Annotated in this window: 11 protein-coding genes and 1 pseudogene; 4 read left to right on the forward strand and 8 right to left on the reverse strand. The window is 69.8% G+C overall.

All coding sequences use genetic code 11. The features are described from left to right. Positions 1–99: 99 nt before the first annotated feature. The 4 genes and pseudogenes from AC5L3C_RS04960 to AC5L3C_RS04975 form a co-directional block, all read right to left on the reverse strand. Positions 100–456, reverse strand: coding sequence for a hypothetical protein (locus AC5L3C_RS04960; RefSeq protein WP_493647135.1), 357 nt, complete (start codon positions 454–456; stop codon positions 100–102). Positions 457–654: 198 nt separating this feature from the next. Next, a complete protein-coding gene (locus AC5L3C_RS04965) occupies positions 655–933 on the reverse strand; it encodes a hypothetical protein (RefSeq protein ID WP_493647137.1) in 279 nt (92 codons plus the stop codon). 172 nt (positions 934–1,105) lie between these two features. Beyond that, positions 1,106–3,823, reverse strand: a complete 2,718-nt coding sequence (locus AC5L3C_RS04970; RefSeq protein ID WP_493647138.1) for an ATP-binding protein — start codon at positions 3,821–3,823, stop codon at positions 1,106–1,108. Continuing rightward, positions 3,711–4,133: pseudogene (locus tag AC5L3C_RS04975) on the reverse strand (AfsR/SARP family transcriptional regulator); the annotation flags it as partial. The gene AC5L3C_RS04970 and the pseudogene AC5L3C_RS04975, both read right to left, overlap by 113 nt. 299 nt (positions 4,134–4,432) lie before the next feature. Between AC5L3C_RS04975 and AC5L3C_RS04980 the strand changes: the two are divergent. The 4 genes from AC5L3C_RS04980 (at position 4,433) to AC5L3C_RS04995 (ending at position 9,243) form a co-directional block, all read left to right on the forward strand. Beyond that, positions 4,433–4,894, forward strand: a complete 462-nt coding sequence (locus tag AC5L3C_RS04980) for a hypothetical protein (protein ID WP_125502672.1) — start codon at positions 4,433–4,435, stop codon at positions 4,892–4,894. Positions 4,895–4,903: 9 nt separating this feature from the next. Further along, positions 4,904–6,730: an alpha/beta hydrolase gene (locus tag AC5L3C_RS04985; RefSeq protein ID WP_493647140.1), complete on the forward strand. Its 1,827-nt coding sequence runs from the start codon at positions 4,904–4,906 to the stop codon at positions 6,728–6,730. Positions 6,731–6,900: 170 nt separating this feature from the next. After that, the gene (locus tag AC5L3C_RS04990) at positions 6,901–7,407 is read left to right on the forward strand and encodes a hypothetical protein (RefSeq protein WP_493647142.1); all 507 of its coding nucleotides are present in this window, start codon (positions 6,901–6,903) and stop codon (positions 7,405–7,407) included. Between the two features lie 630 nt (positions 7,408–8,037). Further along, positions 8,038–9,243 carry a septum formation family protein gene (locus AC5L3C_RS04995; RefSeq protein ID WP_493647144.1) on the forward strand — a complete coding sequence of 402 codons (1,206 nt, stop codon included), beginning with the start codon at positions 8,038–8,040 and terminating at the stop codon, positions 9,241–9,243. 177 nt (positions 9,244–9,420) lie between these two features. Here AC5L3C_RS04995 and AC5L3C_RS05000 read toward each other — a convergent pair whose 3' ends face one another. The 4 genes from AC5L3C_RS05000 to AC5L3C_RS05015 all read right to left on the reverse strand — a co-directional run bounded on the left by AC5L3C_RS05000 (position 9,421) and on the right by AC5L3C_RS05015 (position 14,764). Continuing rightward, on the reverse strand, positions 9,421–11,481 hold the full coding sequence (locus AC5L3C_RS05000) for an Hsp70 family protein (RefSeq protein WP_493647145.1): 2,061 nt from the start codon (positions 11,479–11,481) through the stop codon (positions 9,421–9,423). Then, entirely contained in the window at positions 11,478–12,011 is a 534-nt protein-coding gene (locus AC5L3C_RS05005; RefSeq protein WP_493647147.1) for a hypothetical protein, read from the reverse strand. Before AC5L3C_RS05005 ends, AC5L3C_RS05000 begins: the two co-directional genes overlap by 4 nt. 212 nt (positions 12,012–12,223) lie before the next feature. Continuing rightward, on the reverse strand, positions 12,224–14,008 hold the full coding sequence (locus AC5L3C_RS05010; RefSeq protein ID WP_493647148.1) for a hypothetical protein: 1,785 nt from the start codon (positions 14,006–14,008) through the stop codon (positions 12,224–12,226). A 174-nt stretch (positions 14,009–14,182) separates the two neighbouring features. Further along, the gene (locus AC5L3C_RS05015) at positions 14,183–14,764 is read right to left on the reverse strand and encodes an Rv1352/Rv1906c domain-containing protein (protein ID WP_493647150.1); all 582 of its coding nucleotides are present in this window, start codon (positions 14,762–14,764) and stop codon (positions 14,183–14,185) included. Positions 14,765–14,805: the final 41 nt, after the last annotated feature.

Genomic DNA, 14,805 nt, shown 5'->3' on the forward strand with positions numbered 1-14,805 from the left:
GCTGTGCTCGTCCGGCACGCCGCACGCCCCGCCCTGTACAGACGCGTCGCCGCTGCGGCCGTGAGGCCGTCTCGCCTCACGGCCGCAGCACCGCACGGCTCAGTCGCCGATCCGATCGGTCACCGGCCTACTGCATTCGTCGTTGCCCAGATCGGGGCCCGTGGTGCAGACCCAGAGCGTGATCGTCCCCTCTTCACGCATGTTGTAATTGCAGGTCTTCTCCACCTCCGGTGTGGTCACGCTGCACGAGCCCGAGCGACCGTAGTCCGTGAACCACTCGACGGAACTGGTGCGGTGCTCGTAGTGCTCGACCCAGATTTTGTCGCCGTACCGGATGAATCCGCCGTAGGCGTAGCCGTTGGACACGGCCGCGTCGGCATGGGCTGATGTCGAGACGAACAGGAGTGTCGCGGCAGCACAGACGGCGGCCACGGCTGAACGGGCGCGCATGCGCATGGATTTATCCCTTCGCTGGGGAGTGGGTCATCGGCGATGACCCGGGCCGGTGATGCCGAAAAGCGCGGTACGCGTCGCGTCTCCTGCTCCGCGCACGACGACTACGAGCACGCGTCGCGCCGGGCAATAGCCGGGCCGGCACGGCTCGGGGCTCAACCGCCGGTGGTCCTCAGGTGCCTCTGCCCGAAGGCCGGTGGCTCAGAGGTACCAGACCCAGAGCTGGTAGTTCCGGTTGGCGGAGTTCCAGCGGCATTCCCAGTCCCAGGCGTTCCAGTGGTTGTCGTAGTACCACTCACCGCGAATGTCACAGGAAGCGAGCCGGTTGAACCGCTCGCCTGTGTCCTCCCAGCCGAATGCGGCGGCATTGGACTGCGATGCCACGGCCGGCGACGGTGCGGCTGCGGCGGGGACGGCTGCGCCGCCCAGGACGAGCGCGACTCCCACCCCTGCGCTCGCCACAATCTTGCCAATACTCACGAAAGTACTCCTGTCTGCACACATGGATGTCGAGTTCGACGGCGGCCGGGAACTCTTCACGTTCCAGGACGTGCCGCTCACAGTGCCTTGGCCGGCATCGGTAAACCTTCGGAGAAGCTTGAATCCGCTCAGGGAGCGCACCGAGTTCGGATCACGGGTTCGGAGCCGGGTGTCACCAGCCGGCGGGACGCAAGTGGGGCAGGGACAGCGGATGGTGCAGGTCCAGCCGGACGCGGATGTCCGTCGCGTTCCTGTCGTGGTGCCGGGCCGTGCGTGAGTCGGTCGGGGCCAGTGTCCGGGCGAGTTCGCCGTGTGCCTGGGCCTGTTCGTGGAGATGATGTCCCTTGTCGGCTACGGTGAGGGCGAACTCGTACTGCGCGATCGCCTCGGCCGTGCGTCCGAGTGCGGTGAGTGTCCGGCCGAGTTCGATGCGTGCGTAGGCCTGGAGCCGGGTGTCGTCGTCCAGCAGGGCGGCGGCGCGCTGGAGTTCCAGCGCGTCACCGGCGTACCCGGAACCACGCAGTGCCGTTCCCATGAGCGTCAGCACCTCGGCTTCGCCTTCCTTGTCATGGATCCGCTGCCGCAGTTCTCGTACCTGGCGGAGGTGGCCGAGGGCCTCCTCATGGTCGCCCAGAGCGATGAGGCACCGGGCGAGGGCCGTGACCACGTGGTCGTTGGGACTGGCCTGTCCCAGTTCCTCGCAGCCGGCGTGGGCCGCACGCAGGTACGGCAGCGCCGCATCGTTCTCCACTCTGAGCACCCGGTTCACGCCGCGGGTCCAGAAGGTGATGATCTTGGCGTCGAGTCCCAGGGGGGAAAGGCCGGGGAGCTTCTCGAGTTCCGCAAAGGCCCGTTCCGCATACTCCTCGGCCCCGGCGTGGTCACCGCCGCGCAGACGCATCAGGCCGAGCAGCGCGGGGCTGTGCGCATGGAACTCGGTGTTGCCCTCCATGCGCGCCGAGGCCATCAGCAGGTCGTGGGCGAGGGAGACACGGCCGGCCGACCAGTGGGCCAGGGCCAGCAGCGTGTTGAGCATCGCCTCGCCGCCGTCCGCCGCCTCTCTCGCTGCGGACACGCCCTGTTCGAGCAACTCGATGGGATCACCGGCGAGTTCCCGGCCGAGGAAACGCCAGAAGGAAATGGCGAGCCGCCACGCGTAGTCACTGTGTCCTTCCGCCGCGGCGCACCGTGTCGCGGCCAAGAGATTGCCCTTCTCCGCCGTCAGCCAGGCGTGTGCGGCCTCAGCCCCCGCGCTCCCGCCGTCGAGGCGGGCCGTCGCGGCCGCGACGGCGGCCAGATAGTGGTCCAGCATCCGCTCGGTCATCCGCGGGTCCTCGGACAGACCGCGCGCGTACTGGCGCAGGAGGTCGTGCTGCCGGTAGCGGCCGACGACGGCTTCCTCGGCCAAATGCGCATCCACCAGCCGCTGGAGACAGTCGTCGGCCCGGCCCGTCGGCATGTCCGCCATATCCGCGATGACCCCGGCGTTCGCGTCCACACCGGGATGCCGCCCCAGAGCGCAGAAGACGGTCCGGTCGGCCGGCGCCAGCTGCTCGTAGGACATGCGGAACGCCAACGCCACCTCCCGGTCGGCGAACAGCTTCGGCAACCGGTCGCGCTCCTTGGACAGTTGACCGGACAGATGGGTGATCGGCCACGCGGTGCGGTGGGCCAACTGGGCGCCGGACAGCCGCAGTGCCAACGGCAGCCCCGCGCACAAGCGGACGACGTGGGTCACGGCGTCCGGTTCGGCGGCTGCCCTGTCGTGGCCCACGAGACGCGCGAAGAACTCCGTCGCCTTGTTCTCCGGCAGGACCGTCAAGGACGTGGGCCGTGCCCCGGCGAGCGCCGACAACCTGGCCCTGCTGGTGACGATCACGAGACTGGCACCGGCCGGCAGCAACAGGGTCACCTGCGTCTCGTCGACGGCGTTGTCGAAAACGAGCAGGAGCCGTAACCCCGCGGTCCGTGCCCGCCAGTGGGCCTGGGCGTTGCCCGGCGCCTCGATCTCCAGCTGGTCCAGCAGTACTTCCAGAGCCTCGTTCGCGGTCAGCGGCGTCTTTCCCGGGCTGTGCCCCTGCAGATCGACGAAGAGCACACCGTCCGGAAAGCGCTTGGCGAGGACATGCCCGGCATGGACGGCGAACGCCGTCTTGCCGGCCCCAGCCATCCCGTCGAGCGTGCAGACGGCGCCTCCTTCCGCGGCGGCGGCCGTCAGGCGGGCGAGTTCGTCCTCCCGCCCGGTGAAGTCCGGCAGGTCGCGGGGAAGGTAGTTGCGCCCGCGCCGGCGAGTTCGCGAGGCCCTTCCGGCCGGACCGGGCACGGCGCCGCGCGCGGCTGGGGCCCCCGTCGGAGCATCCTCGTCGGCCGGCACGCCGGCGGCGGACGGATTCCGCTCGCGGGTGACCGGCGCCGGCCGCTCGCCGGTGGCTCCCGACGCCGCACCGGCCAGCTCCAGTGCCGGATCGGCGACGAGGACCTGCTGATGCAACCGCCGCAGCCGCGCGCCCGGATCCAGCCCCATCTCCTCCGACAGCCGCCGCCGGACCTGCTCGTACCACTCCAGCGCCTCGGCCTGCCGTCCGCTCCGGTACAGCGCGAGCATCAGCTGACCACACACGCGTTCGTCCAGCGGGTCCTGTTCGACCCAGGCCGACAACCGGGCCAGCACGGCGGCGTGCTGGCCGAGCCGCAGCCGCGCCTCCACCAGTTCCGCTCTGCGCCGCCAGCCGTTCCTGGTCCAGAAGGGAACGCTGCGCGTTGAACCACGGAGTGTCCGCACCGGTGAAGGCCTCGCCCCGCCAGAGCCCCAGTGCCTCCTCCCACAACGCGGCCCGCCGCTCGTCCCCGTACAACGCCGGGGCGGCCTGCGCCCGGGCCGACAGCTCACGGAACCGCTGCACATCCACCGCGCCATCCCCCACCGTCAGCCGGTAGCCTCCCTGCTCACGGACGATGTCCGCTCCCGAGGACGACAGCGCCCCGCGCAGCCGGGACACATACCCGTACAGCGCCTCCCGTCCGCGCCTCGGCTCCCGCTCCCCCCACACCCGGTCCACCAGCACATCCGCCGGCACCACCCGGCCGGCGTCCACGAGCAGCGCGGCCAGCACCTGGCGCTGTCGCGCATGCCCCACGTCCACCGGCTCGCCGCCCCGCCTCACCTCGACGACGCCCAGGACTCCGAAGTGCACCGACATCCGCCCCCACCTCGTGTCACGCCATACGCATCATTCGTCTACCTGGCGCTGACCAGCGGACCAAGGCCAATTCGAGACGTTCCGAATCTTCCGAACGTCCCTTCACGGTCCGCAGGACCGGCCCTGGGAACGGGCCGCGACCGGCTGCGTCTCCACGCCGGCCGGGTGACCGGCCCTCTGACGCCCCGTGCTGAGTACGGATACTCAGTCCCGACCGACGATCTCCTGGGTACGCTGCCTCGGGCGCAGCGGGAAGCGCGGAAGCAGCGGGAAGCGCGGAACAGGGGGAAGGACGACGCATGGCATGGGACGAGTGGGATCAGCTCAAGCAGGAGGCCGCTCAGCGGCACGCCGCGCAGATGCAGCTCAACCAGCTCCCGCCGGGTGACGGTCCGGGGCCGGCCACCAGCAGCGTCACCAAGGGGCTCGTCTCCAGCAAGAAGGCGTGGAACAAGGCCGGGGAGGACGTCGGCGGGCTGGGCAGCGGCGTCGACAAGGCCGTGAAGAAGCTGCAGGACGGGCAGCAGGGAATGGGTGACACGACCGGATGCCTGTCGGCCGCGGCGCAGAAGGAGGTCCATGAGTCCTGGGCCGCCTACCTCAAGGGCATCGACGACCGCTGTGGCAGCATCAAGAAGATCTTCGAGCAGATCGGACACGACGTGCTGCTGACGGACGAGGCCGTACGCTCGGCGCTCGCCGCCGTCGACGCCCGGTACGCGGACACGCCCGCCGTGGGCGGCGAGACCCAGGGGCGGTGACGGAGCGGTATGGACCTCGCGACCCTGAAGAAGCTGAAACCCTCGGAGTTCGAGGAGGCCGCCGACGGCTATCGTGCCGCCGGTGACATGGCCGACACGGCCAAGGACCACATCGACCGTGTCGTGGTCCCGGGCATGCGCAAGTCCCTCAACGGTGAGGCGCTGGACGCGGCCGTCGGGGAGCTGAGGAAGCTCGCGGCCAACTTCCACTACTCACAGATCGAATGCGGCCTGGTCAGCACGGCGCTCAACGGATTCGCGCACGAGCTGGACGCTGCCCGCAAGGAACTCCTGGCCGCGCTCGACGACGCGGAGGCGGCGAAGTTCACCGTCGACGCGAACGGCAATGTCACCTACCCGGAGGGCCCGCCGGAGGAGGGGTCCAAGTCGCCGTCCAAGGGCGGCACGGTCGGCAGCCACACCGACCCGATGGCCCAGGCCATCGCCCGCCAGGCCGCGAACGTCGATCCCAATCCCCACCACGCCAGGGCCCTGGCCATCGCGGACCGCATCGCCCACGCCCTCAGGACGGCGACGCAGGCGGACGAGAAGTGGGCGCCGAAGATCCGTGCGCTGAAGGCCGACGACGACCTGACGGTGTCCGACGCGGACCTGAAGGACGCCCAGACCGACATGAGCGGGGTCCGCGAGGCCGGCAAGGAGTACCTGGCGTCCATCGGCGGACCGCCCAAGGACGCCACCCCCCAGCAGAACGCGGACTGGTGGAGAGGGCTCAGCCCCGAGGAGCGCGAGGCGTACCTCGCCACCCACCCCGAGCTCGTGGGACGGCTGGACGGCCTGCCCGCCGAGATCAGGGACGAGGCGAACCGCGTGGTGTTCGAAGAGAAGCGCTCCGAGTACCAGCTCAGGCTCGACTCGATCCCGAAGCCCCCCGCCAACGAATGGACGTGGATCACGGCGGGCGGATACCCGTCCAAGGTGCACACGGACGAATGGATGGCGTGGGACAGGAAGTACGGTGACGAGTACCGCCACCTCACCGCCTCCCTCAAGGGCATGGGCTCCATCCAGAGCCGCTTCGACGCCACGGGCAAGGAGGGGCTTCCCGAGGCCTACCTGCTCGGCTTCAGCCCGGAGGGGAACGGCAGGGCCATCGTCGCGACTGGCAACCCCGACACCGCCCAGCACCAGGCGGTGTACGTACCGGGCACCACGTCGAACCTGGAAAAGGTCGGGGGCGACATCAACCGGATGACCGAACTGTGGCGCCAGACCAATCAGGCGTCACCGGGCGCCTCCGTCTCGACCATCACCTGGCTCGGTTACGACGCGCCCCAGTCGATCGTCAAGGACGCCCCCTTCGAGCACTACGCCTACGACGGCGCCCCCGCGTACCGGCAGTTCATGGACGGCCTGGACGCCTCCCACTCCGGTCCCGGGGAACCGCACCGGACCGCCATCGGTCACTCGTACGGCACCACCCTCATCGGGGCCGCCGCCGAGACCGGCACCCTCAACGCCGACGACGTGATCTTCGCCGGAAGCCCGGGCGTCAAGGTCGGCCACGCCGACGAGATGGATGTTCCGACGGGGCACGTCTGGAACCAGGAGGCCGAGGACGACCCCGTGCCCGACATCGGCCGCTGGGGTCACGGCGGCAGCAACTGGAGTCTCGGCGGCGGCGTGTTCCTCATCCCCAGCGACGAGGAGGCCTTCGGCGCGAACCAGATGAACACCGGCCCGGAGGGGAGCGGACCCACGGGAACCACCGGGGCCACGGGCCACAGCGAATACTGGGACCGGGGCACGACGGCGCTGAAGAACCAGGCGCTGGTCGTGGTCGGCGATTACATCCACGTGACCACTCCCGAGTAAGCGGCAGGACGGTGCCGAGCACCGTTCCGCCACCACCCCCTATGACGAAGACCTTGGATTCCATGTTCTACGCACCCCGCCCCTCACCGGCCCAGCCCCACCGGCGCCGCCTCCCCCGCACCCTCCCCCTGACCCTCGTCCTGACCGGACTTCTCCTCAGTGGATGTGGCATGACCGACAACGACGCCAACGACTCCCCCGGCAGCACCGCAGGCGAATCCCAGGAGGCCCGTACAAGTCCTCCCGACGCGGGCACGGCGACGACCGATGACGCGGTCGCCGCCGTGAAGGAGGTGTCCAGCGAGCTCTACCGCCTCGCCGGCGTCCCCGGCAAGGCGTCCGAGCCCGGCCCCGGCGTCAAGGAGTGCGAGGGCAAGGACCCGGATGTGTACTTCACCGTCTACCACCCCTGGAACTTCGCACCGTCCAAGCCCGGCGACGTCGACGTGGCGATGGAGAACTTGAAGAAGAAGCTGAACACGGGCGGCTGGGTGATCAAAGATTTGTACCACGACAACAGCCCCGCCAAGGCGCTCAACCTGGTCGCCGACAACGACGCGAAGAAGGTCAGCGTCTGGATCGTCCAGTACTCCAAGAGCGCGACACCGAGCCTGGGGTTCAACGTCACGTCCGGCTGCTACCAGGTACCCGAGGGCGAGACGGTCGACCACTTCTGAGGCCCCGCGGCGACGACGTGTCCTCGAAGGAAGGCCTCCCGGTGCGTCCGGGAGAGCGATGTCCAGTCGTCGTCCGCGAGGCTGAAACACCGGCTGGACCCGGCCGTCGGCACGCTTCGACGACGTCCGTGCTGAACTCCGTCACCAGCGTTCCACATTCTCTGTCTCCGCTTCGCCCTGCGGGCGAACGTGCCATGTACGGGACGCCACGCGGAACCTAGCATCGTCCGGGGCCAGCACCGCCTTCTCGGCCTTCACCTCCATGCCTGTCGGACGATGGCGGGGCGGCCGACCGCAATGAACGGCTCTCGCGCGCCGCATCGTGAGGGGATGCCGCACACGGCGCAGCAAATCGGGACCCAGCAGCCGCTCTGGGCCGTTCCGCGCCCCTGTTCCTCTGCCGAAGCACCGTTCCGCCACGGCGCGCCGACTGCGGGCATACCGGTCGAAGGCCGAGGGCGGCCACCGCAACGGAGGTGGTCGCGGAGCCCCCTCGGAGCCGAGCCGCCGGGGTGTCCCGCGCTGCCCGGCCGCTCAAGGGGTGGTCACACCGTGACCGTACGGGGGCAACCCTTCACGACCCGGCCGGGTCTTACGAGCGTGATCAGACACCTTTCCGGTACAGGTGCGGTGCTCGCCGTTGCCTCCCTGCTCCTGACCTCCTGCTCCGGCGGTCGGCAGACCCCCGCCGAGCCTCCCGCCGAGCAGCACCCCGTCTTCAGCAAGGAACTCGGCCTCCAGGTCTTCCACGCCCTGCGCCGGACGCAGAAGGCGGGCGGGGCCGATTTCGTCCAGACCATGACCTTCACTTCGAAGAAGGGCCGGGCCGTCCAAACCCTCAGCGGACGGATGGACTTCCCGGAGAGGACGGGCCAGGCGACCCTGACGTGGCGGCTGTCGAAGGGGCTCCCCCGGAAAACGAAGGACACGCTCCTGGGCACCACCCCGGGCAAGAGCAACGCCTCCCCCTCGGCGCGCTTCCTCGTCGATCCTCAACGCATCCACTACCGCGCCGGATCGGCGGGATACTGGCTGCGGTACACGACGGGCAACACCGGCCCGGAACTCGGCATCGACGGCATCGACCACCTACGCGGATCCGGAGGACCGGTGGGAGGCACCCTCCTCGAAGGACTCGGCGCCACGGAGGCGACGTCCAGACGGACCGACGGCTCCCGGCGCACCTACGCGGCGGAGGTGCCCGCCGACGCCGGCCGAAACCTGTTCCCCGAAGACCTCGGGAGCGAGCTGTCCCTCCCCTTGCCCGGTGATTCCCCCGGCAAGAGCGCCCCATTACCGACGACCGTCTCCGTGGACGGCCGGGGACGCATCACCCACGTGTGGGCCGACCTCTCGGCGACCCTGGGGAAGAAGGGCAGCGCGTTCGAGGACATGACCTCCCTGACAATCGACCTCCGGCTCTCCGGACACGGTGCGTCGAGGCCCGCCGCGAAGCCCGGCGGATCCGTCCGGCCGGCCGAAGAGGCGGTCCGGTCCGTCGACTCGGTGCAACCCGGTAGCTGCATCGACTTCGACACGGGCCAGCGGGTCGTGAGCACCGCCGTGGAGGTGCCGTGCTCGACCCCGCACGACGCCAGGATCTTCACCCAGGAAGCGCTCGGCACGGGCCCCTACCCGGGCGAAAAGGCCACCCGGGAGAAAGCCGAGGCCGCCTGCCGCGCCGCCCATGGCACTGCCCCAGCGGCATGGCTTTCCGAGGCGGGCCAGACCGGAGAATACTGGTACATGTGGTCGAACCCCGGCGAATGGACGCAGGGCGGGGGGCACATCAGCTGCTACGTCGTCACCGCCAGAGGCACCACCGCGAACAGGTGACAGAAGTCCGTGACCGGGCCGGTCCGGAGCGGGCAGGGCGGCCCGGCCACCCGGGACACGGGCGACGGCATGTCGGCGTGGTTCAGGAAGGCCGAGTGACCGCCGGGGGCATACGGCCGGTCCGGGTGCCCTGCCAGCCGGGTACCAATGTGGATCACTCAACGTAAGGAATCACTACTACGTGAACACCCAGTGGCGTTCGACCCGCGCGAGCTTGACGAAACGCCCCTTCTCCGCGACCCACGGATAGGGCAGGCGCAGACGTCTCAGGTCCTCCATCGACACGACCAGAGCGTCGAGTTGCTGGGCCACGTTGAGCACGGCCTGCGGAGAGGCCGACGGAACGGTGACGATGTGCCCTTCCGCGATGGCTCTGTCCAGCAGGCCCTGCTCGTCGTACTCCACGAGGTCGACCAGATCCGTGCCGATCACGGCGACCACGTGATGGTCCGCGTAGCGACGCCGGACTTCCCGCAGGGCGGACCCGAGCAATCGCATGCTCGGTGGCCTCGGTGAGGCGGCGGTACGCCCCGCGGTCATGATGCCCCGGCCGTCGACCACGAGGGTCGGAGCGTCCGGGCCCACCGGTTCCTCCCATGTCTCGGGGCTGTCCGTGGGTGTTTCGGCCCGCGGAGGCGGGGGTGCCTGTGCGGCGGCGCCGAGTGCGGGCTCGTCGATGCGCCGGAGCAGCCGCTCGAGTTCCCTGTCGATCCCTTGCACGATCGGCGTTCCATCGGGACCGAAGCAGTCCAGTTCCTCGTCGAGGATGACCGTGCCGCTGTGACGGGCGGTGGCGTGCACCTTGAGGATGCCGCTGCGGTCGTAGTGGTAGTCGACGTCGAAGACGTTGCTCGACGGGTCGGCGTTCGGCTGGGGCACCGGGAGTTCGAGCCGGGCCAGAGGGAACGTCCGCTCGTCGTCCGCGGCACGTTCTCCGTCGCCCTCCACGATCTCGAGGACCACCTTGGACGCTCCGCGCACGGCCGGCATGGCGCTGCGGGTTCCTCGCGCGGGAAGTGTGGAGTAGCGGGGGATGAGAGGGGCGAATCCTCTGCGTTCGCCGGCCACGAAGGACAGGCCGAGATCGTGACTCGTCGCCACGGAGATGGTCGTCTCAGGAATCAGGCCGTCGATCTCGGCGGCCGTGATGGCGGCGCCCCTGGCCACGGCGGTCATCGGTTTGCACAGCCGAGGGTCGACGACCGCCGCCCCGAGGACCCGCTCGACTTCCCGCCGGACCAGGGGGATCTGCGACGTGCCACCGATCATCAGCACGGCGTCCAGGTCGTCGGCGGTCAACCCGACGTCCAGCAGGCACTCCTCCAGGGGGACCAGGGCACGGCGGACGAGCGGTTCCACTGCCTGTTCGAACTCGTCACGGTGGATCACTACGGGGGCGAGACCTCCGAGCGGTTCGAACAGCACCTGATCCGTCTCGGGCTGAGACAACGCGATCTTCGTCAGTTCGACATGGCGCCTCCAACGCCGCGCCTCCTGGCGGGTCAGCCCGTGCGGGTGGCTTCCCAGTTTGCGCAGCACGAGCTTCACGAGTTCCTCGTCGAACTCCAGACCGCCGAGCGCCGTGATGCCACGTGAGGCGACCTCGTCGAAGATGCCGTCGTAGTGCTCGAGAAGGGTCACGTCGATGGTGCCGCCGCCCCAGTCGAACACGAGGAAGCGGCCTTCGCCGGGGAAGTCGTGCGCGTAGCTGATCGCAGCCGCGGTGGGTTCGTTGATCAGCGCCTTGACCTTGATGCCGGCGAGACGGGCGGCTGCCCTGGTGCGGTAACGCGCGGCGCCCGTGGCGTTCGCTGGCACGGTGACCACCGCCGCGTCCATCTCACGCAGATTCCGGCGAACACCGTCCCGCATACGGTCGAAGAGAGCTGCGGCTACGGCGGTACTTCGGAAGGGTTCGTCGCCGAGCCACACCTCGTGTTCTTCGGGAACCGTGCTGACGGCAGCCGTGTCCTCGTCGTCCATCGCCCTGGGCCGTGAGGCGAGCATGCGCTTGACCGCGTCCTGCGGATCGGCAGTCTCGCACTTGGCGGACCAGCCGAAACACAAGGTCCGCTGGATGTCCCGGAGGGAGACCACGGATGGGAACAGCTCGTCGAACCCTGGCCGGTTCCACTCCGCGGGCAGCGCGGCCGAGTCCACTCGTATCACCTCGGTGGCGCTGCCCGTCCAGCGGGCCACGACGCTGTTGCTCGTACCGAAGTCGATGCCGAACGTCATCTGCTCGTCCCTTCCTCGGGAGCCGGGGCCTCCCGATCCGGCGGCAGGCGCCGCATTTCGCCGCGCTGGATGATGCGGCCGCTGCCGCTGTCCGCGTATGCCGGTGCCAGCACCTCGTACGTGGTACTGCCCCCGTGCTCCGTGGGATTGACCAGGTTGAAGGCCTTCGGGTCCGCGGCAGTGATCCGGGTGAGACCCGAGCGGCGCATCTCCTGCTCGACGCGGAGTCGAACGGCGTCGAGATCCGCTGCCGTCTGAGCGGTGCGGTCGATCAGGGCGAGTTGCGCCAGATGTTCCTCGTGGACGCGGGTGGCGTTGAGCACCGCGGTGCGCAGGGCCTCGTCCACGGCGGACTGGACCGCCTGCTGGACGAGCGTGCCCATTTTCCCGGCGGCCGACTGGGCCCCGGCGATGGCGGCGTCCAGTTCGGCGGTCAGCCGTCGGCTCACTTCCTGGGCGGCGCTCGCTCCGGCCTTCATCGCGGCTCGGTCCACCTTCGCGGCGATCTTCTCACTGAGGATGCGGAACATCACCTCGGGGTCCGAACGCGGGTCGACCAGCGGTTCGACGTCCGTGCGCGTAGACGCCCGAGAGTCGTCACGCGGCGGCCGCTCACCCTTCCCCTCCGCCGGGTTCCGATACGCGCCGCCACCCCTGCGCGGTTTGGATCTCACCCCTTCGAACTCCGGGATGTGACGACGCTGTTGTGCTGCCGACTTCTTCGGCTTCTTCTCGGAGGGCATCAGTGACGGTTCCTCGTGCTCGCGGCGCAACGGCCGATGATCTCCCGGGCCGCCTCCGCGGCGGCCCACGACTTCTCCTGCTCAGTGCTGGGTGCGGTCCTGCGGTCCAGTGGCCTGGGACCGGGCTGCAAGAGAGAGCTGCGCTCCTTCGGCACCCACAGGAACCGCTCGTGCACCGGCAACTCGTAGAGTTCTTCCGGCTCTTGCCCCAGGCGTTGTGCCGTGTTGATGCGTCGGATGCGGTCCTTCGCCCCGTTGATGTATTCGAGGCGGTCCGTCGCCACCTGACGACGCAGGTCCCGCCACCCCTGCCCCCACTCGGTGGAGCCGTGTTCGACGCACAGGGCCAGGTACGGGTTGAGCACGTCTTGGGGCCTGGACTTGAAGCGCAGCGACTGCAGAAGTTCGCTGAGGCGCTGCATGTGGCGGCGCTCCGCTCCGTCCACGCCACCTCGCTGCTTGCCTCCCCGCTTGAGCACGTCCTCGAGGAGGCCGACGCCCATGTCGAGCCGGTCGCGGTCCCCGGGGCGGACATGCAGGAAGGCGACGTAGGCCTGTACGGCCCTGGCCTCCCGGTCGGCCGAACCGGCGGCGCCCCGTGGCTCCGGGTTGCGCAGAGCGGCGGCCTGCTGCAGGACGGAGCGCAGCACGGTGTCGGTCCGCTCCGGTTCGCAGGCCATGGCCCAGTGCATGTCGTCAAGAAGCCGGTAGAGACGCCGGGTTCCGGCCCAGTAGTGGAACGGAGTGCCGCCGGACACAAGACGTTCGTGGGCGAAGCAGTCCTCCAGCAGACCGAACAGTGACCGGTCCCGTGCCAGTCGGACGTCGGGGCTGCCCCCGCGGCGGATCCGCTGCAGACAGAGCACGAGGTCCCGCAGATCAGCCGGCAGACCGGGGTCGTCGTACGGGCTGACGTCGTCCACAGCCGACACTTCGCCGCCGAGCAGTGCCGAGCGCAGGCTCCACTCGTCGTACCGGCCGTCGACCGGGTCGATCGTTCCGCCTGCCTCGAGCGTTCGCCGGCACTCCTCGCCCCGCCAGTCCAGAGCCCGTACGTCGTCGTCGGCGAGTGCACCGGGATCCAGCCGCGCCGTCATGTACATGACGTGTTCGGTCTGCTCCGGCCAGGTACGGGGGGACGGAGCCTGGCGAAGAGCGCCGGAGTCGATCAGGTCGTCGACGACCGGCAACGGCAGTTCCCGCGCCAGGCGCTGCCACGCGGCGGTGGACAGCACGGCTCGTCCCCGCGCCTCATTGAGTTCGAGGCACAGCTGCCACGCGTCGGCGGACGACACATCCACCGCCGGTGGAGGCAGACGACCGGACCGCAGCGCCTCGGCGCGCGCCCGGTCCTCCTCGCTGAGGACGGGGAGGCCTCCGGCAGCGAGATCGAGGACATGTCCCAGACCCTGCAGGGGGTCCGTCCGACTCACCAGGGCGACGGCCTCCACGGCCACCGCTCGCAGCGGATCCGGGGAGTGAGCGGCCCTCTCCGCCACGCGCTCGGGCAGCGAGGGCTCCTGCCCCAGTTCCGCGACGACGCGCTCGAGTACGTGCACCACACGAGGAGGCAATCGCACCGGCTCGGGCCTCGGCTGCTCGACGACGCCGTTCCCCGGCTCGGGCCCCGGCCGTGTGCCGCTGCCGCCCGGGGCGGAGCGGCGCCGCGCATGCAGCGGAGTGGCCGCACCGGTCTCCCGCGCCCGACGCCGCTGCTCCCGCCGTTCCGTCTCGGCACGCCGCAGGGCTTCCAGAACATCCGGGGCAGCCGGGTCCGTGCTCATCGATGCAGTCCTTTCCCCCTCGCCGCGAACCCTCGCATCTCCCCAGATCGACAAGATCCCGGCGCTTTCAGATAGTAAGGCAGGACATCATGGCCCCAGAAGCACAGCAGCCAAGTTCACCAGCTCAAACGTCCCGTCCCGGCGCCCTGGGAGGGGAACCGGTACGACCGCCGTTCACCCCGCCCGTTTCCACTCCTGGCAGCGGTTGGTCTTGAAGGTCTCGCCCTTGTTGAGGGTCACCCGTCCCGGGCCGTTGAGGATGTTGTTGGCGATGATCGAGTCGAACTCGCCGCTGGCGTTGGTGGCCCGTTCCCAGTAGCAGCCGAAGTCACCCTCGGGGCCCGCCGTCTTGTAGGTGCCGGGCTTGATGTCCTCACCGACGAGGTACTCGCCCTCGCCGGAGAAGGTGGTCGCCGGGCCCGGCTTCTCGGTCTTCTTCGGCTTCGCCGTGACCGTCTCGGTCTCGGTCTCGGTGACGGTGGGGGCCGGTTCTGCCTCGGCGGTTTCGGTGACGGTGGCCGTGGGGCGCGGGCTCGCCTTGGTGCCGGCGGCCGTCGCCTCGCCGTCGTCGGTGGAGGCGCCGCTCGTGCCGATGCCGACGCCTATGAGCAGGGAGACCAGCGCGACGCCTCCGTACTTCAGCCAGCGTCTGCGGTCGCCCGGGGGCCGTCCGGGGCCGGTCGGGGCGCCGAGGCCGAAGGGGCCGGCGGCGTGCGGTGGTTGGTTGGGCGGCGGCGGGGGCTGGTGGAAGGACATGGTGTGCTCCGTTCCAGGAGGCGTGACGGGTGTGGGTGCGT

This window comes from Streptomyces speibonae (assembly GCF_984686075.1).

Coding starts and splice junctions, on each gene's coding strand:
- AC5L3C_RS05005 (WP_493647147.1), bottom strand. CDS start 12,011: ATGTTCCGCATCCTCAGTGAGAAGATCGCCGCGAAGGTGGACCGAGCC.
- AC5L3C_RS04980 (WP_125502672.1), top strand. CDS start 4,433: ATGGCATGGGACGAGTGGGATCAGCTCAAGCAGGAGGCCGCTCAGCGG.
- AC5L3C_RS05000 (WP_493647145.1), bottom strand. CDS start 11,481: ATGACGTTCGGCATCGACTTCGGTACGAGCAACAGCGTCGTGGCCCGC.
- AC5L3C_RS04985 (WP_493647140.1), top strand. CDS start 4,904: ATGGACCTCGCGACCCTGAAGAAGCTGAAACCCTCGGAGTTCGAGGAG.
- AC5L3C_RS04960 (WP_493647135.1), bottom strand. CDS start 456: ATGCGCATGCGCGCCCGTTCAGCCGTGGCCGCCGTCTGTGCTGCCGCG.
- AC5L3C_RS05010 (WP_493647148.1), bottom strand. CDS start 14,008: ATGAGCACGGACCCGGCTGCCCCGGATGTTCTGGAAGCCCTGCGGCGT.
- AC5L3C_RS04990 (WP_493647142.1), top strand. CDS start 6,901: ATGACCGACAACGACGCCAACGACTCCCCCGGCAGCACCGCAGGCGAA.
- AC5L3C_RS05015 (WP_493647150.1), bottom strand. CDS start 14,764: ATGTCCTTCCACCAGCCCCCGCCGCCGCCCAACCAACCACCGCACGCC.